Annotated in this window: 19 protein-coding genes and 1 pseudogene; 7 read left to right on the top strand and 13 right to left on the bottom strand. The window is 65.1% G+C overall.

The window, feature by feature from the left end; all coding sequences use genetic code 11:
- The first annotated feature begins 95 nt into the window (after positions 1-95).
- A complete protein-coding gene (locus E5F05_RS01820; protein ID WP_221274441.1) occupies positions 96-1,565 on the top strand; it encodes a polymorphic toxin type 17 domain-containing protein in 1,470 nt (489 codons plus the stop codon).
- Positions 1,566-1,594: 29 nt separating this feature from the next.
- On the top strand, positions 1,595-1,915 hold the full coding sequence (locus E5F05_RS01815) for a hypothetical protein (protein ID WP_146719775.1): 321 nt from the start codon (positions 1,595-1,597) through the stop codon (positions 1,913-1,915).
- A gap of 179 nt (positions 1,916-2,094) precedes the next feature.
- Here the strand turns inward: E5F05_RS01815 and E5F05_RS01810 are convergent, their stop codons facing one another.
- From E5F05_RS01810 to E5F05_RS01800, 3 genes are all read right to left on the bottom strand, one after another.
- Entirely contained in the window at positions 2,095-2,502 is a 408-nt protein-coding gene (locus E5F05_RS01810) for an RES family NAD+ phosphorylase (protein WP_184117667.1), read from the bottom strand.
- A 68-nt stretch (positions 2,503-2,570) separates the two neighbouring features.
- Positions 2,571-3,062 (bottom strand): MbcA/ParS/Xre antitoxin family protein, encoded by a 492-nt coding sequence (locus E5F05_RS01805; protein WP_184117668.1) that lies wholly within the window; start codon positions 3,060-3,062, stop codon positions 2,571-2,573.
- Between the two features lie 354 nt (positions 3,063-3,416).
- Entirely contained in the window at positions 3,417-3,755 is a 339-nt protein-coding gene (locus E5F05_RS01800) for a hypothetical protein (RefSeq protein WP_146719772.1), read from the bottom strand.
- 125 nt (positions 3,756-3,880) lie between these two features.
- Between E5F05_RS01800 and E5F05_RS01795 the strand changes: the two genes are divergently transcribed.
- On the top strand, positions 3,881-5,392 hold the full coding sequence (locus E5F05_RS01795) for a hypothetical protein (protein WP_146719771.1): 1,512 nt from the start codon (positions 3,881-3,883) through the stop codon (positions 5,390-5,392).
- 1,015 nt (positions 5,393-6,407) lie between these two features.
- Entirely contained in the window at positions 6,408-8,111 is a 1,704-nt protein-coding gene (locus E5F05_RS01790) for an NPCBM/NEW2 domain-containing protein (protein WP_244944470.1), read from the top strand.
- A gap of 552 nt (positions 8,112-8,663) precedes the next feature.
- On the opposite strand, the gene E5F05_RS01785 is transcribed toward E5F05_RS01790, so the two are convergent.
- A complete protein-coding gene (locus E5F05_RS01785; protein ID WP_146719769.1) occupies positions 8,664-8,924 on the bottom strand; it encodes a hypothetical protein in 261 nt (86 codons plus the stop codon).
- A 176-nt stretch (positions 8,925-9,100) separates the two neighbouring features.
- On the opposite strand from E5F05_RS01785, the gene E5F05_RS01775 reads away from it, so the two are divergent.
- Positions 9,101-9,436, top strand: a complete 336-nt coding sequence (locus tag E5F05_RS01775; protein ID WP_184117669.1) for a hypothetical protein — start codon at positions 9,101-9,103, stop codon at positions 9,434-9,436.
- A 15-nt stretch (positions 9,437-9,451) separates the two neighbouring features.
- Positions 9,452-11,086: an IS1182 family transposase gene (locus tag E5F05_RS01770; RefSeq protein WP_146719768.1), complete on the top strand. Its 1,635-nt coding sequence runs from the start codon at positions 9,452-9,454 to the stop codon at positions 11,084-11,086.
- On the opposite strand, the gene E5F05_RS21095 is transcribed toward E5F05_RS01770, so the two are convergent.
- Together E5F05_RS21095 and E5F05_RS01760 are read right to left on the bottom strand one after the other, a co-directional pair.
- A complete protein-coding gene (locus E5F05_RS21095) occupies positions 11,076-11,330 on the bottom strand; it encodes a hypothetical protein (RefSeq protein ID WP_184117670.1) in 255 nt (84 codons plus the stop codon). The two genes, E5F05_RS01770 and E5F05_RS21095, sit on opposite strands and share 11 nt — an antisense overlap.
- A gap of 269 nt (positions 11,331-11,599) precedes the next feature.
- Positions 11,600-12,793 (bottom strand): sigma-70 family RNA polymerase sigma factor, encoded by a 1,194-nt coding sequence (locus tag E5F05_RS01760; protein WP_146719767.1) that lies wholly within the window; start codon positions 12,791-12,793, stop codon positions 11,600-11,602.
- A 729-nt stretch (positions 12,794-13,522) separates the two neighbouring features.
- On the opposite strand from E5F05_RS01760, the gene trxC reads away from it, so the two are divergent.
- Positions 13,523-13,942: a thioredoxin TrxC gene (gene trxC / locus E5F05_RS01755; RefSeq protein WP_146719766.1), complete on the top strand. Its 420-nt coding sequence runs from the start codon at positions 13,523-13,525 to the stop codon at positions 13,940-13,942.
- Positions 13,943-13,983: 41 nt separating this feature from the next.
- Here the strand turns inward: trxC and E5F05_RS01750 are convergent, their stop codons facing one another.
- From E5F05_RS01750 to E5F05_RS01720, 7 genes and pseudogenes are all read right to left on the bottom strand, one after another.
- A complete protein-coding gene (locus tag E5F05_RS01750; RefSeq protein ID WP_244944469.1) occupies positions 13,984-14,868 on the bottom strand; it encodes a cytochrome c oxidase assembly protein in 885 nt (294 codons plus the stop codon).
- Positions 14,829-15,296, bottom strand: a complete 468-nt coding sequence (locus E5F05_RS01745) for a DUF2243 domain-containing protein (protein WP_146719765.1) — start codon at positions 15,294-15,296, stop codon at positions 14,829-14,831. The genes E5F05_RS01750 and E5F05_RS01745 overlap by 40 nt, the downstream gene beginning before the upstream one ends.
- A 55-nt stretch (positions 15,297-15,351) precedes the next feature.
- On the bottom strand, positions 15,352-17,034 hold the full coding sequence (cydC, locus tag E5F05_RS01740; protein WP_146719764.1) for a thiol reductant ABC exporter subunit CydC: 1,683 nt from the start codon (positions 17,032-17,034) through the stop codon (positions 15,352-15,354).
- Positions 17,031-18,350, bottom strand: a pseudogene (gene cydD / locus E5F05_RS01735) (thiol reductant ABC exporter subunit CydD); the annotation flags it as partial. The pseudogene cydD and the gene cydC, both read right to left, overlap by 4 nt.
- Entirely contained in the window at positions 18,341-18,676 is a 336-nt protein-coding gene (locus tag E5F05_RS01730; RefSeq protein WP_146719762.1) for a 6TM ABC transporter family protein, read from the bottom strand. The pseudogene cydD and the gene E5F05_RS01730, both read right to left, overlap by 10 nt.
- Before the next feature lie 3 nt (positions 18,677-18,679).
- Entirely contained in the window at positions 18,680-19,717 is a 1,038-nt protein-coding gene (gene cydB, locus E5F05_RS01725; RefSeq protein ID WP_146719761.1) for a cytochrome d ubiquinol oxidase subunit II, read from the bottom strand.
- Positions 19,718-19,786: 69 nt separating this feature from the next.
- The gene (locus E5F05_RS01720) at positions 19,787-21,217 is read right to left on the bottom strand and encodes a cytochrome ubiquinol oxidase subunit I (protein ID WP_146719760.1); all 1,431 of its coding nucleotides are present in this window, start codon (positions 21,215-21,217) and stop codon (positions 19,787-19,789) included.
- Positions 21,218-21,231: the final 14 nt, after the last annotated feature.

The following is a 21,231-nucleotide window of genomic DNA, read 5'->3' as shown; positions in this document are numbered from 1 at the left end:
CCCAATTTTCAACTAAACGCCTAAGTAAGTAGGCGTTTACTCAATCGAGTACCTTCGGCTACGGCGGCATCGCCTCCTTCAGCAGCACGGGCGGCGTGGGGACCCTGAGTGCCCCGGTCAAAGCCCTGTCCGACCAGCTCAAGCTCAACCCGCTGGATGTCAAACCCGCTCCAGCGCCGGGACTGCCGGTCGATCCCGGGGAGATCAAGCCTGAGGGCAACACCCAACCGCAAGGAGTGAAGAGTGGCCTGCAACCGCTGGGGGTCGGGACTCTGGCGGTGCAACCGCTCCAGGCGCCGCAGAGTGCTCTGCCTGCGTCGCTGCACACCCTCAATCCGCTGGACGTGAAGGGACCGGGGAGCAGCCTGCCGAATGTGCTGGGGGCGGAGACGGTCCAGCGGCCGCAGGGGGGCACGGTCACGACGCAGAGCATCATCGTCAACCCGGTCGAACCCTCCACCGAAGCGCCCTCGGACGTGTACGGGGCGTCCAACACCGATGGCGCCTATCAGCAGGGCGCCACCGGCAACTACACCTATGATGATCAATACACCAGCTCGACCAACACGGATTACACCAACGACATGACGGCGATGGGCACGGACGCGGACTATTACGCGAGTGCCAACGAGATGGCGACCATGAACGCCAGTAGTATGGAAAATGTCTCGGCGGGGCCGCAGCTTGGTGGGGACGTGAAGGACAACGTGCGGGCCGCCTACGCCCAGCGTGGCTTGAGCTGGACACCCGACAGCGATATCACGGCCAGCGAGGTCAACAGCGCCGTGGAGGCGAACCTGGCCGCGAGGGAGATGGGGAGTACGCCGAGCGTCGTGACGGGGGACGTGTCGGTCGCGGACCCGGAACAGGCGGCAGAGTCGGCAGGAGCGAGAGGTTATGCCTTTGTGCCGGACGAAGCCGTCAGTGAACTTGCCGAGTCCCGTACGGTGCAAAGGCGAGCGGAGCAGGCCATGGCGGCCAGCTCAGGCGAGCCGGTAAAGGTCAGTTACGTCCCATCGGCGGCGGTCAGAACGGCAGCCGTACGAGCCGGTGCGGTGGTTGTGGGAGGTGGTGGGCCAGAGGATCTCTTGGCAGATGCCATCGCAGTGGGTACATTCTTCTATAGTCTTTACCAATACAATAAAAATGCTGCCTACCTGGCGTCAAATGGATCAGGAGATTCGTCCAATCAACGAGCGACAAACGTACAAACTGGAGCTGCCGCTGGCGCGCCCAACCCAAACGGTGATAAGAATAAAGGCTCGACACAACCTACAAAGAAAGGATCGGTTAAGGACGCACAGCTACCTACAGAAGGTAGAATACGTTACGTTCCTCCCCAGGACTGGGATCCATCCAATCCACTTCCACGCGCTAAAGTTGGTGGTAGAACCGGTTATGTTGATCGATTTGGCAATGTCTGGATTAAAGGTCCCTCTCGTACGCCAGGAGAAGCTTTTGAATGGGACGTTCAACTCTCTCGCCAAGGAAAATCCCAATTAGGTTGGGCTTCACGAGACGGCAGCCATCTTAATGTTTCTTTACGGGGGAGGATTACACACTAATGCGAAAAATGTCGGCCGAATACTCTCTAATGACGATTGGACTTACGCAAAGTCAAGCACTGAAAGTCTCCTTATTAGCAGTGAGCGAGATCGAGAAAATAGGTGTAAGTGTTACTTCTACTACGATTGAAAACTATTTTAAATTTGAAAACGCTAAAATGATTAGCTTAGCTCTTAGCTTTGAGGATCAATTAGCAGAAACCTTGAGTCTCTATTTAGATTCGCTTTCTGAGGAGTGGAAAGACACTAGTCGGTCAAAGCCTAATTTACATCGTGTACTTGACTTGCGGGGCAGGGATCCCTTATATTTAGGAGCAATCTGGTTGTCATTTGATCTGCTTCCGGACTGAATATGATAAATAAGGCGTGGTCTGGGTAGGTGAATTATCAGGGGACGGTACTCACATGCCGTCCCCCTTCCCTCCCGAACCGCACCCCGCTCTCCCGCCCCAGCCAGGGCCGAGGCCGGGGCGCGTTTCTGTCCCCCTCACCCGCGTCTCCGGGTGATGCCAGGACCGGACACCTCAGCTCAGTCGCCCCGTTTGGCGGCCTCAATCAACGACGTGATGCGCTGGTCGTACACGAAGGGGCCGACGTACACGACCTTGCCCGGGTCGTACGCCGGGTGGTTCGGATTGATCACGTAGTTGCTGCTGGCGGGTAGCACCACGCTGGGCACCCTGAGGGCGAGCGAGCGGCCTTCCTCCGCCCAGGTGTCCCCAAAAGGGCGTGTCTGGCTCTTGTCATGGGGGTTCAGCCCTGGCTGGGTGGTCAGGGCGTCCTCGATGTCCGCCTCGTTCAGCGGGTACATGTAGTGGTCATACCCCTGCAAATTCGGATAGTTCGCCCAGTACGTGAGGATTTCCATCGCCGTGAGGCCGATGTGTTCCCCGGCATACGCGACCTGCACCCCGTGGCTGTTCCAGCGCGCTTCCACTGGGGCGGGCGCAAAGGGGTCAGGGGACGAGAGGCGGCCCAGTGGGTGACTGAGGCGGTGAACGAGGATCAGAGGACCGCTCCCTGGAGCAGGGCGGTGATGACGTTCTGCACCTTCTCCTCCCCGTAGCGCGTGCTGAGGAGGGTGAAGGGTGCCTCGCCCTCCAGTGCCGGGTTGGGGGTCCGCAGCCAGTGTTGCGCGCCTTCCGGTCCCAGGACCGCCATCACCTGCGCGAAGATCCGCACCACGCTGTAGGCCCGGTCGATCAGGAGGCGCGACGGCACGGGTTGGCGCGTCAGGGTAGATTCGCTCACGCCCAGCACCGGCATTACATCCTTGAGGTTCACGTCCAGCAGCGCCGCGAGGTTCAGGGCGATGAGACGGCTGCTGGTCCGTGGCGGCACCGGGGCGTCTTGCAGGAGCAGGGCATCGAGCCGATACGGGTCGAGATGGGTCACCTGCTCGAAGAGCTGCTGACGTGCCTGCCGGGGAGAGCTGCGCCGCAGGCCCGCGAACACCTGATCGGCGTCAAGGTCGGGTTTCAGACGAGCCTGGGTCATGGCTCCAGTCTGGATGGTCGTAGCTTCAAAGTCAAGGTTAAACGTTGCACTTGCAAGGAGAAGTAGGGGATGGGAGGATCGTGGCAAGCGGTGCTGTCTCACCCCAGTCGTCCTGACCTTCCCCGCTCCCACCCCGCATACTGGCCTGATACGCCTCGTAGGCCGCCTGCTCAACAGGCCGAACCAGGAGCGTGCGCTTGAGTTCCAGGCGTGCGGCCCGTGTGGCATCCAGCATTACCCGTGGGGGACTGGGGTGGGCCGCCACGACCCCGATCGGGTCAGCGGTGGGGGATGGGTGGCGTCCAGCCGGGTGAGCTGAGCCGCCATCTTATCCAGGCACTACTGGCGGCGCGTTTAGACAGGGTCGTCCAGATGTGCCGTAGTTCGAGGAAGGCATGGGCTGGTACCGCTCAGGGCATCGGCGGGGTGTAGGTGGCCGAGGAGGCTGGCAGTGGCGGCGTTCCCGGCCACCTCCGAGGCGAGCAGATCAGCCAGCGACTGCGACTCCGCCCGCTGCTGGTCCCGACCGACCAGCACCAGAAGGAGGTGGTACAGGCCGAGGGGAACCAGGGACAGCAGCCGCATGAATCCGCTGGCGAGCTGCTGGAGCAGGTCACTGTTCGCCGTCATCAGTCCGTCGGGGGTGAGCACGTCTACGGCGTGGCCCAGGACATTCAGCGCCAGGCCCGCCACCCCACGGGCAGACGGGCCTGAACAGCCTCAGCACCGCCTTCGAGGACCTGGGCTACAGCTTCGCGGACGGCGCCACCGATACCTTCGGCTACGGCGGCATCGCCTCCTTCAGCAGCACGGGCGGCGTGGGGACCCTGAGTGCCCCGGTCAAAGCCCTGTCCGACCAGCTCAAGCTCAACCCGCTGGACATCAAGCCCGCGCCCTCCCAGGACCTGCCGGTCAATCCCGGGGAGATCAAGCCCGAAGGTAATGCGCCGGGTGGGGTGACGGTCCAGGGGTTGCAGGCGCTCAGCGTCCAACCATTGCAGGCCCCTAAGAGTGTGCTGCCGTCGTCATTGAACACGCTCAATCCACTGGACGTGAAGGGGACGGGCAGCAGCCTGCCGAGCGTGCCGGGGGCGGACACGGTGAAGCGGCCGACGGACGGGGGGATCAAACCGCAGTCGATCATCGTCAACCCGGCCGACACCTACACCGAGACACCGACGGACCTGAGTGGTGCCTGGAGCAGTGACACCGCCGGACAGGCGAGTACCACTGGGAACTATACCTACGACGATCAGTACACCAGCTCCACCAACACGGACTACACTGGTGACATGACGGCCTCTGGCACGGACGCGGACTATTACGCGAGTGCCAACGACACCAGCATGATGGGGGCGAGCAATACGGAGGGGACCTCCACGGCCCGACAGGTGCGCGACGACGTGTACGCGAACGTGCAGTCCGCGTACGCTCAGCGGGGCTTGACCTACACGCCCGATACTGATGTCTCCTCCAGTGAGGCCAACACGGCCATGGGGGCCAATACGGATGTACCGGCGAGCGAGAGCGACACGACGTCTCAGGCAAACCTGGGCGTCAAGTATCAGTACGCTCTGTATCGTTCAGATAAGAGCTATCAGCCGCCGAGCTGGGTTACTGACAACTTATCAAAAATTGGAGGAGATGCAAACGAAGCACTAAGGTACTACAACCAAGGTGAATACGGCAAGGACTGGGGCTTTGGTACAGCTACTACTCCCCTTGGAATATACGAAGATTGGCGGGATGAGAAAGGTCCTGCCGTACAGTTTTATCCACCCGACAGTCCACTGACAGGAGTGGTAAAAAATCTAAGTGGTGTAGGTGTAGCTAGACAGACAGCACAGAAAGGTTCTTTCGGCTCCACTCCACGTCCGTTTGGTCCAGTAGCGTTTACCGACGCAACTCTTGATGTTCTATCAAATTCCCCCGTAAATGTCCAATCTGGCAACTCGCGCTATGAGCAAGGTATGACTGAGCATGTTTTGGGCACTTATACAGTGAGGACCAGCAACCTTGGAAACTCTATAGGATATACCGTGTTCAACAAGACTGGCCAGACATCCTACACGCGCTTCCCATACCCTAGTGGCGATGGGGATCCTATTGAGGTGACCGAGGGACGCGACATGGATCAAGAGTATTATAGTCATCCGTTTGGCCCATTTAATATTGGACTATACTACGGTGATGCATATAGAGTGTATAAACAAACTGGAGTATGGCCCAGATCAGTCCTAGCTGATGAGCCTCGCTCTTCCAGCGGATGCTGCGGCGACATGTACGAGATCTTCTATTGGACAGAGCCAAAGATCGGAGGGGGCAGATGAGTAAGGTCGCTGGCTTTATCGTCATGTGCTCCATTCTGCTTTTTACAACCTCGTGTAAGGATGCTAGTGATTATGCTTCATTAAACGATTTGTACGGCGTATGGTCAACTAAGGGTAACGAAAGAGAACAGATTGTCTTAACTCTAAATAGGGATAACTCATACTCGTGGAAATCACATGATAAAATTGACGGAACCTCCTTCTACGCTAACGGGAAATTTAAATACGAAAAGGACTTAAAGTATGTTATGCTCCAAGATTTTTATTCGAATGGAGACTTCGTAAGGTTAGCCGTAATTTCCGTTCTCTCGAAAAAGAGTTCCCTTAGGTTAATGCGTAATGAGGATCAGCTTTTGGAAAAGATTGAGTAACTGCAAATAGAAATTAACAGGAGTGAGGGAGAGATGGGCAAGGGACAGCGCTCACATGCTGTCCCTTCTTCATCCCCCCCAACCGCGCCCCCGCTCTCCAACCCCAGCCAGGACGGAGGCAGGGGCGTCATCTATTCCATCTCCCCCAAATCGCCCCCTATCCTGCTCCTTCAAGTGGCCTAACCCTCACCACGACCACTGCCGCATCAACCGACTGACCTGCGCCTCTCGCCCTTGCATGAGCACGGCAGGCGGCTGTGCCTATGGATGGTCCTAACTCCCTGTTCTCGGTCACCCGTAAGGGCTTCGCGGTCCATCCTGCCCGAGACGCCAGCTAGACGTCCATTTCTGGCAGCAACTCCCCCCGAAGCCGACGGAAAACCGCGTGTGGACAACTGAATGAGACAACGCTTTGGACTGAATGAAAACTCAGTTCACGAGTGCGCGGCCCATCCTTCTTATGGTCCCCTTAGGACGAACGTTCGTTTGGAACGTGGTCCCCCGCAGCGCGCCCGGTCCCCTGACGCTGCCGGTCCGTTCACAACCCAGCCCCACGAAACGAGGTGACGTCTGCGTCAGCGTTCGGTGCCGCGCCGTGTCCCGCCTGAGTCCTTCCAACACCCGCGAGGATGACCATGCGCCCCATGACTGCCCCGGCCCACCGCTCCACCCTGACCCCCCGCGCCCTGTTCCTGCTCGCCGCCCTCAGCACCGCCCTCTCGGCCTGTGGCAGCGGACCCAGCCCTGCCGCCACCGCCCCCGGTTCGCCCCTCCTGCAACCGCTCTCCATCGACCCGGGCGACAACACCCTCAGCTACGAAACGCCGGTGTCCGCCACCAACGGCTGGGGACCGTACGAGAACAACATGAGCAACGGCGAGAAAGCCGCCGGGGACGGCCGGACCCTCACCCTGAACGGCACGACCTATGCCACCGGCCTCGGTGTCCATGCGAATTCCGACCTGGTGTACAACGTGGGCGCGCAGTGCCGCACCTTCACCGCGCAGATCGGGGTGGACGACGAGGTGGGGGCCAACGGCTCGGTGGTGTTCCAGGTGTTCGTGGACGGGGTCAAGCGCTTCGACTCCGGCAGGATGGACGGGAGCAGCGCGACGCAGGCCGTGAACGTGGACATCGAGGGCGCCGAACGCCTCCGGCTGGTCGTGACGGACGCGGGGGACGGGATCTCGTATGACCATGCGGACTGGGCGGATGCCAAGCTGCGCAACTGCCTCACCTACAGCGCGCCCCTGACCATCACGGCGGGCGGCACCTACAGCGGCAACTGGCGCAGCCTCGACCCGAATGTGCCCGCGGTCAAGGTGGCGACGTCCGCCCCGGTCGTCATCGAGAACTGCACCCTCAGCAGCCGCAACGACAGCGTCAAGGTGTCGTCCGGGAATGCACAGGTGACCATCCGCAATTGCCGGGCGTACGGCCTCAACCCCAACGTGAGCGGCCAGTTCCCGGGGCGCTTCTTCCGGGGCGACTACCTGAAGTCGTTGCGGATCGAGAACAACTTCCTGAACAAGACCGCGGGCATTTCCACCCAGTACTTCCAGGGGTCGCCCTCGGTGGCGGGGGAAACCATCACCATCCGCTACAACCGGGTGAGGAACATCGAGGGCCGAGCCAGCGACGGGGCGGACGGCTGGCAGAGCACCAACGCGGCGGGGACCTTCGACCGGGTGCAGTTCGTGCAGTTCAACAATGTGGACAACATCCAGGGGGCCGAGATCGCCTGGAACCGGGTCGACAACGAGCCGCGCAACAGCCGGGTCGAGGACAACATCAACATCTACGACAGCAACGGCACCGCGACCAGCCCGATCCTCATCCACGACAACCTGATCAACGGCGCGTATGCCACGCCACCGGACGGCGACTACAGCGGGGGCGGCATCCTGCTGGGGGACGGCTGCCACGTCTCGTACGTCGAGGCGTACGGCAACACCGTGCTGGAAACCAGCAACTACGGCATGGCCGTCGCCAACGGGCACCACATGACCATCCGGAACAACACCATCTACGGCCTCGGGAAGCTCTCCGACGGGACGTATCTCGATCAGAACAACGACGCGGGGATTTACCTGCGCAACTACTGCTCGTCCGACACCATTGACCGCACTACGGTCGTCGCGCGGGACAACACCGTGGGCTGGGGGACGCCCTCACCAGGTAACGAGCGCGCCCGCTGGGACATCTCGAACAACGCGGGCACGACGCTCAACAACACCTCGGTCCCCCTCGGGCAGAGCACCCCCATCGATCCAAACCTGATCCAGCAAGCCATCACCGACTGGCAAAACCGGGCGGCCTCGAACGGGGTGGTGGTCGGACCGCGGTAGCGCCCCCCGGGTCAGGCCGCGAGGTGGGGACCGCTGGAAGACCTTGACGCCGCGCAGGCAGGGAGAGCGGGTGGGGGCGCCCCCACCCGCTCTTCTCCCGCCGTGACGGGACCGCTTCCTCAAAGGCCCCGTCCAGGAACTTGGGGGAGAGCGGTGTGGACAGGAACGAGTTGCGGCCTGAAGTGAAAGCCCGCTGCGGAAACAGGCTCAAGGCGGTGGCGAGCGTTGGCATGCGGCGCACGGCGTCCTTCCAGGGTCGGGCTGCCCCGTGCCGCACCGCTGTGGGGAACGGGCAGATGGCCCCTTCGGTCAGGGCTGGTCGCCAGGTCACGGCCACCACCGAAGGGAGGTCCCTCCACCAGGCGGGGCCGGTGAACTTGCCCCCCTCGTTGCTTCCCCGCCTGCTGAGGCCCGGCCACAACGACGAGCCGCGCTGAGCGTGTTCCCGAAAGGCTGTCTGTTATCGAAGCGCGGCCGGGTCCATCCCTCAGCGAAGGAACGGCTGCCGCAATCGGCCTGGCAGGAGCTGAGGGCCCGGGTTTGTCCTGGCTTTCACTGCGGCGGAGTGCCAGGGCAGGTCGACTGGGCCGGTGAGCGCCCGATCCGGCGTTCCTCCAGAAAGCTGTAATCGTCGGCGTAAGCTTCCAGAACGATGTCACCCGGCCAGGTGGTGCTGTCAAGCTGGCTCGCCGTGACGACCGCCAGGTGTTCCTCGCGAAAGATGACGGGGACCGCAGGGTTGGTGGCTTCGGTGAACGGCTTTCCGTTCACCACCAGAACGAAGTACCGAGGGGGGCGCGTCAGAGCCGTCATTTCCTCAAGTCTTGAGAAAGACCTCTCACAACTCTGGCACAGCCTGGGCCAGCATTCCCCGGTCGCCCGTTGTCCCGATGGATCCAGCGTCCATCTCAGGTGGGGGGTGAGGCAAAGGTGCGGCGCAGCCAGTTCAGCAGGTCACGGTCCACCTCGTCCCGGCAGATGTCCAGGCCGTGACCGCACTCAGCCTGAGTTCCTGGCGTACAACTTTTGCAGAATCTTGTAGTCACCCCCTGCGCGGCCTGGCACGGAACCTCAGCCTGCCGGTGGTGGCCGCCCCGGACGTGTGCATGGCCGAAGCGGCGGACTACCCCCTGCTCGACGCGCTGACCTGCGCCCGGCTGGGGATCGACGTACAGACACCGCACCCCGAACGGCCCCGCAACGACGCCCGGCACGTGGGCACACCGGAAGGGTGGGGGGAAGTGTTGCCCTACCCGGACGGGCTGCTGAACGCCCAGAAGGGGATGTGTCAGGGAAGGGATACCGTTGGCGAAGTCGGCGGATGAGGCGCACACTGAGCGATGCTGCGTCCAGACCCACTTGGCCCTATCCCTGAAGACACGCTCCGGATCGCCCGCGCTGCCTTTCCCAAGGGGAACCTCTACCTCAAGCTCCGCGACGAACTGGGCGGGCTGTACGCCGATCAGGACTTTCCCGCGCTGGGTCAACCCGCCTTACCCCCCTGGCGACTGGCGCTGGTCACCGTAGTGCAGTTCCTCGAAAACCTGACAGATCGGCAGGCTGCCGAACAGGTACGGGCACGTCTGGACCTGAAATATCTGTTGGGCCTGGAACTCACCGACCCAGGGTTCGACTTCAGCGTCCTCTCGGAATTTCGCTCACGACTGGTGGCAGGGCAAGCTGAACATCTCCTGCTGGACAGAATGCTCGAACGCTTTCGGGAACAGGGCTTGCTGAAACGGCGTGGCCAGCAGCGAACCGACTCGACCCACGTGCTGGCGGCCATCCGGTACCTGACCCGAATCGAGTTTGTCGCCGAGACGTTCCGGGCCACGCTCAATGCGCTCGGGCGCGTTGCGCCCGAGTGGTTGGCCCCACGACTCGATCCCCGCTGGCGGGAGTGGTATGACCATCGAATCGAGTCGTACCGCTTCCCCCAGGGCAAGGACGCTCGCCTAGCCTACGTCCTGCAAGTCGGCCAGGACGGATTTTCCTTGCTGGATGCCCTCCAGTCCGACCCCAGGGTTGCCCCCTTGCTGAGCTTGCCCGCAGTTCAAACCCTGGCACTGGTCTGGTCGCAGCAGTTCGTTCGCAAGGATGGCGAAGTGCAGTGGAAGCCGGGCACGGCGGTTCCGCCTTCTGCCGAGCGCCCGGAATCGCCGTATGACACCGAGGCGCGCTTCTCGACCAAGCGTGGCCGGGATTGGGTCGGCTACAAGCTGCACCTGACGGAAGCTTGTGAACCCAATCTGCCGGAAGTCATCCTCCACGTTCACATCTCGTCGTCGTGTATCCAGGACATTCAGGTGATGCCCGACCTCCACGACGCGCTCGCTGCCAAGGAGATATTGCCGGGGCAACATCTCGTCGATTCGGGCTACGTCAGCGGGACCCTCCTGGTGGAAAGCCTCGAGCAGTACGGGGTTGAGGTCATCGGCCCCCCACGTTCAGCCACAGGTTGGCAGCAGAAGGACCCGAACGCTTTCAAACCCAGCGACTTCATCGTGCACTGGGACGAACATTACGTGGTCTGCCCTCGCGGTCACCGCTCTTCGAAATGGTGCATGGGGCGAAGTCAGCAAGGGCTTCCATTAGTCAAGGCGACCTTCCGTCGCGGCCTCTGCAACCGGTGCCCAGACAAACCTCGCTGCACCAAGTCAAAGTCCTTGGGCCGGATTCTGATGCTTCAGGACCAGGCAGCCTATGAAGCGCTGCACGCGATGCGGACGCAGCAGGAAACGCCGGAATGGAAGGTCCTGTATCAGCAGCGTGCTGGCATTGAAGGCACCGTGTCAGTCGCGGTGCGTGCCCATGGGGCACGCACCGCTCGCTATCGGGGCAAAGCCAAACTGCGCCTCCAGGGGATGGCCACCGCAGCAGGCATCAATCTGGGGCGCATCTATGCCGGGTGGCAAGGCCGACCCAGAGCGGCGACCAGAACGGCACGTTTCGCTCGTCTTCCGCTCACCGCCTGACTTCGCCAACGGTATCGCTTCCCTGACGCACCCCCTGGTAACGCAGCAGCCCCTCCCCGTCCGAGAAGACCCCCAGGTCTGCCACCAGGCGCCCGTTCACAAAGGCGCCGTACCAGAAGCCCAGCCCCGCGCGCGTCATTGCCCAACGGAGAAATTCACCATGCAGAACGTCGAGACACGGCGGCGGCTCGACGCGGTGGACCGTCTCGCCTGCCGTGGGTGGGCCTCGCCCCAGCGCGCTCATTCAGGGCTCCGGCTTTCTGCGAAGCGGGGAGGCCATCCAGACCTGGCCGGTCCTGACCGTCTGGCACACGCTCTGCTGCTCCAGCAGGAAGGCCAGCATCTCTGCATCAAGCGGTCTGTGAGGTGCATACACCATGAGGCGCACGGTGACGCGCCTGCTCACGGGCGGCTGCGGGGACAGGGCGGTTTCACTCCTCCCCCATTCCCCCCGGCAAAAGGTCAAACCGCCCTCCTGGGAAGGAAGGCGGTTCAGGTTGAGAGGTGTCCTGTTTACTCCAGGAAGTCCCGCAGACCACTGGTGAGGCCTTCCTGGTATTTGAGCCTGCGCAGCGCCTTGCTCTCGATCTGCCGCACGCGCTCGCGGGTGACCTGGAGCTGTTGCCCCACCTCTTCCAGGGTGTGCTCGCGGCCATCCACGAAGCCGTGACGCAGCTTGAGCACCAGGGCCTCGCGCTCGTTCAGGGCACCGAAGGCCCGTTCCAGCGCCTCGCTCAGCAGGGCCTGGCTGGCCGTCTGCACCGGGGAGGCGAAACGTTCGTCCGGCAGGAAGTCCCCGTAGACGCTGTCCCCCTCCTCGCCGATGGGCGTCTCCAGCGAGATCGGTTCCCAGCCGACCTTCTGCGTGTCCTCGACCCTGGCGGCGTCCCAGCCCGGTCCCATCGCCTCGGCGATCTCCCCCGGCAGAGGCTCGCGGGAGAGTTCCATCTCCACCTGGCGGGTGATCCGGGACAGCCGGTGGATGGTCTCGACCATGTGCACCGGCACGCGGATGGTGCGGGACTTGTCGGCGATGGCGCGGGTGAGGGCCTGGCGAATCCACCAGGTGGCGTAGGTGGAGAACTTGTAGCCGCGGCGGTACTCGAACTTCTCCACCGCGCGGATCAGGCCCTGGTTGCCCTCCTGGATCAGGTCCCCCAGCCCCAGGCCGCGGTTCGTGTACTTCTTGGCGAGGCTCACGACCAGGCGCAGGTTGGCCTCGATCATGGCCTGCTTGGCGGCGGCGCCGTCCTCCACCTGGCGTTGCAGGTGGCGGCGGGTGCGGCCCTCGAGGTCCGGGTCGCCGTCAAGGGTCTGGCGGGCCGCCTCGCCTTCCTCGTAGCGGCGGGCGAGGTCCATTTCCTCCACGGGGGTGAGCAGCGGCACCCGGCCGATCTCGTGCAGGTACTGCCGCAGCGAGTCGCCCTGGTACGCGCCCGCATTCGCCTCGAAGGCGAACTCTTCCTCGTCCCGGTCCGTGTCGGCGGGGTCAGGCTGGGCCTCATCGTCCACGGCGAGGTCTTCGTCCAGCTCCTCACTGTCGCCGGGCGACAGGAGCAGGTCGAGGTCGTCGAGGTCCGCAGCAGGCTCCAGCTCGATACGGCCCTCCTGAACCTCAGGCTCAAGGACCGCCGTCTGACCGCCCTTCGGAGCCCGTGTTCGCCGGGACGAAGTCTTCAGGTTGCTGATAATGGATTGGGTTGGCATGGAAAGATCTCCGTTGGCTCTCCGGGCCGCGTTGGCAGTCCGGGCAGTGCGAGGGGGTTGAACACAGCGAGAGGTGGGGAGGCGGAACGCCCCGTTCCCCGCTGCCGCGTCATGGGGTTCAGACCAGAACCTGTTCAGGCTGGCCGAGTTCTTCAATGACCTTTATTTCGGCCTCGATCAGCGCGCGTGTGGCCGGTCCGCCAGGATGGTCCACCGGGTGCTGGTCACAGGCACTCCGAAAGTTCCTGACGTGTTCATGACGCTGGGCACCTGATCAGGGGCTCCAGCGCCGGGGAGGACAGGCTTCAGCCGCGGGAGCCAGAGCACGCGCCTCTGCGGGAAGGCCAGCATGGACCTCCCGCCGGGCGCTCCTCAGAAGAACCCCACTTCTCGCAGCGTTCCCAGAAACCCTCACGTCCCTTGCCCGCTTCAAAGCCGGGCGATCCGGGGCGCACGGGGTTTCCTGCGCGTCATCACCCTGCCCGCCCGCGTGGGGAGGTCCTGGGGTGGCGTGACAGGGGCAAGGCAGGCCAGCGCCTGAAAACTACAGCGGGGGCTGACCCGACCGCAGACCAGGACATGAGTGTCCTACGCGCAGATATACATAGTATAAGAAGCTCAAAAACCTGTCAAGGTCGACATTTGCCAGAACCCTAACGTAGCTGCGGGAACATGACCCTACACACCGCCCCCCGCCAACGTGCGGCTGACCTAAACTGGAGGAACCCTATGAGCGACATCCTGACCTGCCCGAACTGCCACGCCAAGAACCGGGTGCAGAATGTTCCCGCCGGACAGGTGCCGGTCTGCGCCCGCTGCGGTGCCCCGCTGCCCTGGCTGCACGACGGCACCGACGCTTCCTTTGAAGGGGACGTGCAGGCCAGCGTCCCCGTGCTGGTGGACTTCTGGGCACCCTGGTGCGGCCCCTGCCGGGTGATGGGACCCGTGCTGGAGGACATCGCCCGCGAGCAGGCGGGCAAGGTCCGTATCGTCAAGGTCAACGTGGACGAGAACCCGGCTGCTCCGGCCCGCTTCCAGGTGCAGGGCATCCCGACCATGATCCTCTTCAAGGGCGGCCAGCCCGTCGACCGGATCGTGGGTGCGGTCAACAAGAACGCCCTGATGCAGCGCCTGAACAGCCTCGCCTGAGCAGCCTCAATCCCTGAGTGGGGACGGGTGGAAGTCCGCCGTCATCTTCCTGGAGAAGTGACCGCCCTGTTCTGCCCGGCTGATCCCCTGGCCCGCGCCTGCGCCCGCCCACGGCGCACGTACCAGCCCCAGAACACCAGCACGGCCAGCAGCATCTCCGCGAGATCACCCCAGGAGTACATCAGCTTGGCGGCCTGCTGAAGCTGTCCGGGCGGATTTCCCGTGCCGTGCGGCCACCATCCAGCGTACAGCAGCTTGGCGAGCGTGGCGTGGGCCGCCGTGCCGAGAAGCAGCACGGCCACCCGCAGCGCGAAGGGGGCGCGGGCCACCACCGGCTCAATTCCGGCGACGACCACCGTGTACAGCAGGCCAGCCGCGAAGACGTGGAACTGGACCAGGCCATGCACCAGGGGACGGTGCAGCATCAGGGCGTACAGGGGCGTGAGGTACAGCAGGGACAGCCCGCCGACATTCAGCAGCAGGGCCGTCACGGGCGAGGTCAGCAGGCGCAGTGGGGGCGCGTGCAACCAGCCCATCAGCCGCCTGGCCAGCTGCACGGGAAGGTTCCGCAGGAGGAGCGTCAGGGGCCAGGCGAGGGCGAGGGCCAGCGGAGCGAACATCCCGGTCAGGAGGTGCTGCGCCATGTGCGCCCGCACGTCCGCGTGCGCCAGTTCCGTCAGCGCGGGCGAGAACGCCACCGCGAGCAGGAGGCTCCCCAGGGCGAACCATATGCTCCGTGCCGCAGGCCAGCCGCGTCCGGCCCGCACCTGACGGGTGGCCAGCCCGCCGTACAGCATCGCGGCGGCCAGCAGCAGCCCCCAGGGGAGGAGCAGGGGAAGGTCCGCACCCGGTCCGCTGGGCGTGCCCATCCCATGCCCGGCGTGCATCAAGGCCCCGCTCGCCGCCTCCGGCTGGCCCGCCGCCACAGCAGCGCGCCGATCAGCAGCAGCGCCAGCCCGGCCAGGTTCCAGGCCAGGTCATAGAGGAGGATGGGCACCCCGTAGCGCACCTGATGAAGCTGGAGAACCTTGTGGTCCACCACGCCGTCGAACAGTTGAAACGCCGCCAGGCCCAGGAACAGCCCGGCCCAGAAGAAGAGCGGGACGAAGGCCCGGGAGCGCAGCAGGTCCGCCATCATGAACATCCCGGCCACCAGGGCGACCAGTTCCGAAGCGTGCAGCAGCCCGTCACTCAGCAGGCTGACCGCCGGGGTGGAACGGTCGTAGAAGTGGTGCCAGGCGAGAATCTGGTGAAAGACGATCTCGTCCACAGCGGCCATAAAGCCGATCCCCAGCAACACACCGCTCCACAGGGAACGTCCCGGTCCGGTCCGGGTCAGGGCAGGCTGCGCCATCACGTCCTCCTTTCTTCAGGCCTCGTCAAAGCAGGCTTGCCTCTGGGAACCACCTTCACCATTCGGCTTCCCCCAGGACTACCCTGCTCCTGTTTTCCACTTCCAGCCCACCCAGGCGCACCACGCGCCATCCCGGGCCCAGCAGCTCGGGCTGATGGGTGACGAGCAAGGCGGCGCGTCCTGGCGTGCGTTCCTCGACCACGCGCAGCAGCCGCCGGGCATTCGCCGCGTCGAGGTGCGCGGTGGGTTCGTCGAGCAGCAGGATGGGGGCGGCAGGCCGCAGCAGCGCCCGCGCGACCGAGAGCCGGGCCCGCTCCCCCGCCGAGAGCCGCGCCCCGTACTCGCCCACCCAGCCGTCCAAGCCGCCCGGGAGGCGGGCCAGCAGCGCGCCCAGTCCCAGGTCGGCCAGCAGGGCCAGCAACTCGGCATCGGCCACACCCGCGTCGCCCAGACGAAGATTCCCGCGCAGGGTGCCGTCGAACACCTCGGCCTGTTGCGGTGCCCAGGCGAAGCGGGAACGCAGGTCCGCGAGGTGCAGGTCGCGGAGGTCCACCCCGCCCAGAGTCACGTCTCCGCCTGCCGGGTCCCAGAACCGGAGGGCCAGGCCCAGCAGCGTGCTTTTTCCGACCCCCGACGGCCCGACCAGCGCGACACGTGCGCCGGGGGGCAGGGTGAGGTTCACGTCCCGCAGCACCTCGGCGTCATGGTGCGGGTAGCGGAAATGAAGGTGTGCAAAACGCAGGGTGGCGTCGGCGGGCAGGTCGCGCGGTGAGGCGGGGTCCTGTACGGCGGCCTGGAGGAGACGCAGGCCGTCCACACGCCCAGCGGCGGCATGCAGGGCGCCAGACGCGGCCCAGGCGCTCCCCAGGTTGCCGACCGCCTCGAAACTCGCCAGCACACCGAGGGCCGTGGCGGCCAGCAGGGGGCCGGGCGTCTGCCCGCCGGTGACGCCCTGGCCGACCAGCAGCAGGGCGGCGAGCAGACCGAAGCCGCCGAGAGCCTCGCGCGCCGCGTTGGCGCCTGCCGTGACGCGGGCGCGGCGCGTTTCCGCCCCCTCCAGCGTGGCGAGCAGCCCGGCGAAGTGCCGCTCGGCGGCTGGCCCTCCACCGCCCGTCAGGAGGTCGGGCAGGCCGTGCAGGGCCTCCAGCGTGGCGGCCCCGAGTTCGGCGCGGGCGGCATTCTGGACACGCCCGGCGGCGGCAGCGGCGCGCAGGGCGAGCGCGGGCAGCAGCACACCCGCCAGGACGAACAGCGCGAGCAGGAGGAAGGTGAGGCGCGGAGACACCACCCACACCAGCGCCAGCGTCACGAGCGCCACCAGCGCGGCCACCAGCGTTGGGGCGAAGAGGCGCAGGTAGGTGCCCTGCAACTCGTCCACGTCCGAGCGCACCCGCGTCAGAAGGTCGCCGCCCCGTCTTCCCAGCAGCGCGGCGGGCGCGACCTGCGCGAGCCGGGCCAGGACCTCCGCCCGCACCCGTCCCAGCAGCCGGAAGGTGAGGTCGTGCGACACCAGCCGCTCGGCGTAGCGCAGCGCGGCGCGCGAGATGCCGAAGAGCCGCACCGCCGTGATCAGCGGCAGCAGCACCAGCAGCGACTCGGGGCGCAAGGCCGCCCCGGAGATCAGCGCCCCCGACCCGGCCAGGAGGCCCACCGAGGCCAGCACCGTCAGCGTGCCGAGCAGCAGCGAGCCGACCACGCGGGCACGCTGTCCACGCAGCAGGGGCCACAGCCCGTTCACGCCCGCTCCCCCGCCCGTTCGCGGACCCGTCCCCCTGCGAGTTCAACCGTCTGGTCGTGCCCGCCGCGCAGGCCCGCGCGGTGCGAGATGGTCAGCACGGTGCGCCCCTCCCCCAGCCGTTCGAGGGCTCCTTTCACCTGCGCCTCGCTCCCCGCGTCGAGTTGCGAGGTCGGCTCGTCGAGGATCAGCAGCTCAGCGTTCCGCAGGAAGGCCCGGGCGAGCGCGAGCCGCAGGCGTTCACCGCCGCTCAGCCGCGCCCCCTCCGCGCCCACCTCCGTGTCGTAGCCATGCGGGAGGCGCGTGATGAACTCGTGGGCGTTCGCGGCCCGCGCGGCAGCGATGATCTGCTCCTCCGTCGCCTCCGGCTGTCCCAGGCAGATGTTGCCCCGCACCGTGCCGGGAAAGAGGTAGGGGCGTTCGGGCAGATAGGCGACCCGTGCCCGCCAGGCCGCCGGGTCGAGGTCGGTCAGCGGCACGCCGTTCACCCGCACTTCCCCACTGCTCGGTGTCGCGAAGCCCAGCAGCAGGCGCGCGGCGCTCGTCTTGCCCGCGCCGCTCTCCCCCACCAGCAGCGTGCGCGAGCCGGGCGGCAGCCTGAAGCTCACGCCCGAGAGGGCGACCCGCTCCCCGTAACGCAGCGTCACGTCCCGGAATTCGATGTGGAGCGGACCTGCCGGAACGGGGCACCTTCCCCGCGCGGGCACTTCCCGTTCCAGCACCGCGAAGAGGCGTTCGCCCGCCGCCCGCGCCTCCAGGCTGGCGTGGTGGTCGGCCCCCAGGGCACGCAGCGGCGCGAAGAACTCCGGGGCCAGCAGCAGCACGAAAAAGGCCCGCTCGAACGGCAGATCCCCCTCGAACAGCCGCACGCCCACCGTCACCGCCACCAGCGCGGTGCTGAGGGTCGCGCCGAATTCGAGCACGAAGCCGGAGAGAAAGGCCGTCCGCAGCACGCCCAGCGTCACCTGCCGGTAGGCCGCGTCCGCCTCGCGCAGGGCGGCCAGCCGCTCACGGACGCGGCCAAAGACCACCAGCGTCGGCAAACCGCGCAGGGTGTCCACGAAGCCCGCGCTGAGGCGGCCCAGCGTCAGCCACTGCGCCTTCGCCGCCGCGTCCGCCTGCGTCCCCACCAGCCATAAGAGGACCAGCATCAGCGGCCCGGTGAACAGCAGGATCAGCCCGCTGAGGGGGTCGAGCAGCAGCACGGTCACGGCGAGCAGCGGCGGCAGGACGGCGGCGAAGACCAGACCCGGCACGAACCGCCCCACGAACCCGTCGAGCTTCTCCACCCCCTCCCCCACGACCTCGGTCAGTTCGCCGCCCCGCTCTCCGCCACGAACAGCGGGCCGAGGTTCAGCAGATGCGAGAGCAGCCGCCCGCGCATCTCGCGCTTCACGCGGGCGGCGGTCCGCGCGGCGAGGAAGTCACGCAGGCCCGTCAAGGCCGCGCGGGTGAGCCAGATCAGGCCGAGGGCCACGAACGCCGGGAGAAGGGCCGCCGGGGCCTGGCCCCCCAGAAACATCCCGTTCACCAGCCGGGCCACCAGCCCCCACTGCCCCAGCACCAGGCCGAAGGTCAGGAGCGCCAGCCCCGCGCAGGCGAGCGCCAGTGCCCGCACGCCGGGCAAGCGCAGCAGTGGCTTCACGGCTTAGTCGTACCCCTTGTTCAGCCCGCCCTCGTCGGGGCGGACACGCTCACGGAAGACGTAATAGTTCCAGATCTGATACCCGACGATCAGCGGCAGGAAGATGCCGCCCACCCAGGTCATCAGCACCAGCGTGTACGGCTGGCTGGCACTCGCGCGCAAGCCCAGACTGAACGCGGGATCGAGGGTGGAGGGCAAGACGACCTGCCGGGTGTACAGAGCGATGAAGATGGTGACGGTCGAGAACACGATGGTCAGGCTGCTCATCAAAAAGGCCAGCACGTCCCTTTTGGTACTCAGGCCGTACCAGATGCTCCCCAGCGTGAGGGCCGCGAGGATGGGAAAGACCCACGGCAGCACGCCGAACGTCGTGAACAGCCCCTCGACCACGTAGCCCATCACCACGAAGGCCAGGATGGCGACGGTGGCGAGGGCGCCCCAGAAGAGGGCGGCGGCCCGCGCCCGCTCGTACAGCCCGGTGTCCTTGTGGAGCCGCAGCAGCAGGAAGTTCGCGCCGTGCAACATGAAGAGCAGCAGCGTCGCCAGCCCGCCCACCACCGAGAAGGGCGTGAACAGCTGGAGAAAGCCGCTCAGCACCCGCTCGTCGGCGTTGATGGGTAGCCCCTCGATCAGTTTCGCCATCGTGACGCCCCAGAAAAAGGCCGGAATGATGCTGCCCAGGAACGACATCCAGTCCCAGAAGTTGCGCCAGCGTGGCTGGTCCACCTGGTTGCGGTACTCGAACGACACGCCCCGCAGCAGCAGCGCCAGCAGGATGATCACGAAGACCGAATACATGCCGCTGAAGAGCGCCCCGTACCACACCGGAAAGGTCGAGAACATCACGCCCGCCGCCGCGATCACCCACACCTCGTTGCCGTCCCAGAAGGGGCCGATGGTGCCGACCAGCGCCCGCTCCTCCGCCTCGTTCTTCGCCAGGAAGGGCCGCAGGATGTCCACCCCGAAGTCGAAGCCCTCCAGAAAGAAGTACAGCGTGAAGGTCAGCGCGATCAGCCAGAACCAGAGGGCGACGAGGTCCATGTTGTCTCCTTTGAGGGGTTGGGGGTTAGGAATGAGGCGTTAGGGAGGGTTTTTTCTAACGCCTCACTCCTAATCCCTTCTCTCATAGCCCTGGAAGCCCTCGCCCGTGTAACTAGGGGCGGGGGCGGCCAGAATCTGCGCTTCGGGCTTGTCGTGGATGCCCGCCCGCGCCGTCACAGTCAGCAGGTAGATGTCGAGGCCGATCAGGGCGAGGTAGACGACCCACAGGCCGATCAGTCCGACCAGGACTTCAGCGGTCGTGTTGGCGCTGACGCCTTCCTGCACCGTCAGGAGGCCGTAGACCATGAAGGGCTGGCGGCCCATCTCGGTGGTGATCCAGCCGCAGAAGTTGGCGACCCAGGGAAGCGGAATCAGCAGCAGCAGGACGCGCAGGTACCAGCGGGTGCCGTTCAGCGCCTCCCGCTGGCGCCACCACAGGAAGAGGCCGCCGTACGCGGCCAGCAGCAGCAGCGTCCCGATGCCCACCATGATGCGGAAGTTCCAGTACACCCACGGCACGGGCGGGATGTAGTTGCCGGGGCCGAGAGTGCGTTCGTACTGCTGCTGGAGCGGGATGATGCCCTGGTAGTTCCCGTGCAGGCTGTTGTACGCCAGCAGCGAGCCGAGATACGGAATCTCCACCGAAAAGTCGTTGCGCCGCTCGGCCATGTTGATGCTGGCGATGGCGGACCAGGGGGCGGGCGATTCGGAGGTCTGCCACTGCGCCTCCATCGCGGCGAACTTCATCGGCTGGTCATAGCGCGCGACCTGCGCCTCGCGGTGCCCGCTGGAGATGGAAAAGACCGTGCCGGTGGCGGCGAACACCAGCCCGATCCGCAGCGAGCGCGAAAACACGTCCACGTTCTGCCGCCGGAGCAGGTGGTAGGCGCTGATGCCCAGCACGAAAAAGGCCGCGACTGTCCAGGCCGACCCCTGCACGTGCGCGAAGTACAGCCACGCCTTGTAGTTGAAGACGACTGCCGGAAAGCTGGTCAGGAAGGCCTGCTCGCCCACCACCCGGTAGCCGACCGGATGGTGCATCCAGGCATTCGCCAGCACGATCCAGAAGGCGCTGATCTGGGTCCCGATGGCGACCAGCCAGATGCTCCCCAGCCGTGCCCAGGGCGGCAGCCGGTCCTTGCCGAACCACCACAGCGCGATGAAGGTGCTTTCGAGAAAGAAGGCCATCAGCACTTCCAGCGCGAGCGGCACTCCGAAGATGTTGCCCACGAAGCGCGAATACTCGCTCCAGTTCATCCCGAACTGAAACTCCTGCACGATGCCGGTCACGACCCCCACCGCGAAGTTGATCAGGAAGAGGTGCCCGAAGAAGTTGGTCATGTTCCCGTAGAGCCGCGCCCGGTCCTTCCGCACATACGCGAAGGTTTCCATGACGGCGATCAAAAAGGCCAGGCCAACCGTGAGGGACACGAAAAAGAAGTGAAAGATGCTGGTGGAGGCGAACTGGAAGCGGGACAGGCCGAGGACATCCAACTCCATATTTCCCCAGAAAC

This window comes from Deinococcus metallilatus, assembly GCF_004758605.1.
GTDB classification, from domain to species: Bacteria; Deinococcota; Deinococci; order Deinococcales; family Deinococcaceae; genus Deinococcus; species Deinococcus metallilatus.
The sequence above is the reverse complement of the archived record's forward strand: the minus strand, read 5'-3'. Positions and strand labels throughout refer to the sequence as shown.

Coding starts and splice junctions, on each gene's coding strand:
- E5F05_RS01790 (WP_244944470.1), top strand. CDS start 6,408: ATGACTGCCCCGGCCCACCGCTCCACCCTGACCCCCCGCGCCCTGTTC.
- E5F05_RS01760 (WP_146719767.1), bottom strand. CDS start 12,793: ATGCCAACCCAATCCATTATCAGCAACCTGAAGACTTCGTCCCGGCGA.
- E5F05_RS21095 (WP_184117670.1), bottom strand. CDS start 11,330: ATGAGCGCGCTGGGGCGAGGCCCACCCACGGCAGGCGAGACGGTCCAC.
- cydB (WP_146719761.1), bottom strand. CDS start 19,717: ATGGACCTCGTCGCCCTCTGGTTCTGGCTGATCGCGCTGACCTTCACG.
- E5F05_RS01785 (WP_146719769.1), bottom strand. CDS start 8,924: ATGACGGCTCTGACGCGCCCCCCTCGGTACTTCGTTCTGGTGGTGAAC.
- trxC (WP_146719766.1), top strand. CDS start 13,523: ATGAGCGACATCCTGACCTGCCCGAACTGCCACGCCAAGAACCGGGTG.
- E5F05_RS01720 (WP_146719760.1), bottom strand. CDS start 21,217: ATGGAGTTGGATGTCCTCGGCCTGTCCCGCTTCCAGTTCGCCTCCACC.
- E5F05_RS01805 (WP_184117668.1), bottom strand. CDS start 3,062: ATGACCCAGGCTCGTCTGAAACCCGACCTTGACGCCGATCAGGTGTTC.
- E5F05_RS01770 (WP_146719768.1), top strand. CDS start 9,452: ATGCTGCGTCCAGACCCACTTGGCCCTATCCCTGAAGACACGCTCCGG.
- E5F05_RS01745 (WP_146719765.1), bottom strand. CDS start 15,296: ATGGCGCAGCCTGCCCTGACCCGGACCGGACCGGGACGTTCCCTGTGG.
- E5F05_RS01815 (WP_146719775.1), top strand. CDS start 1,595: ATGACGATTGGACTTACGCAAAGTCAAGCACTGAAAGTCTCCTTATTA.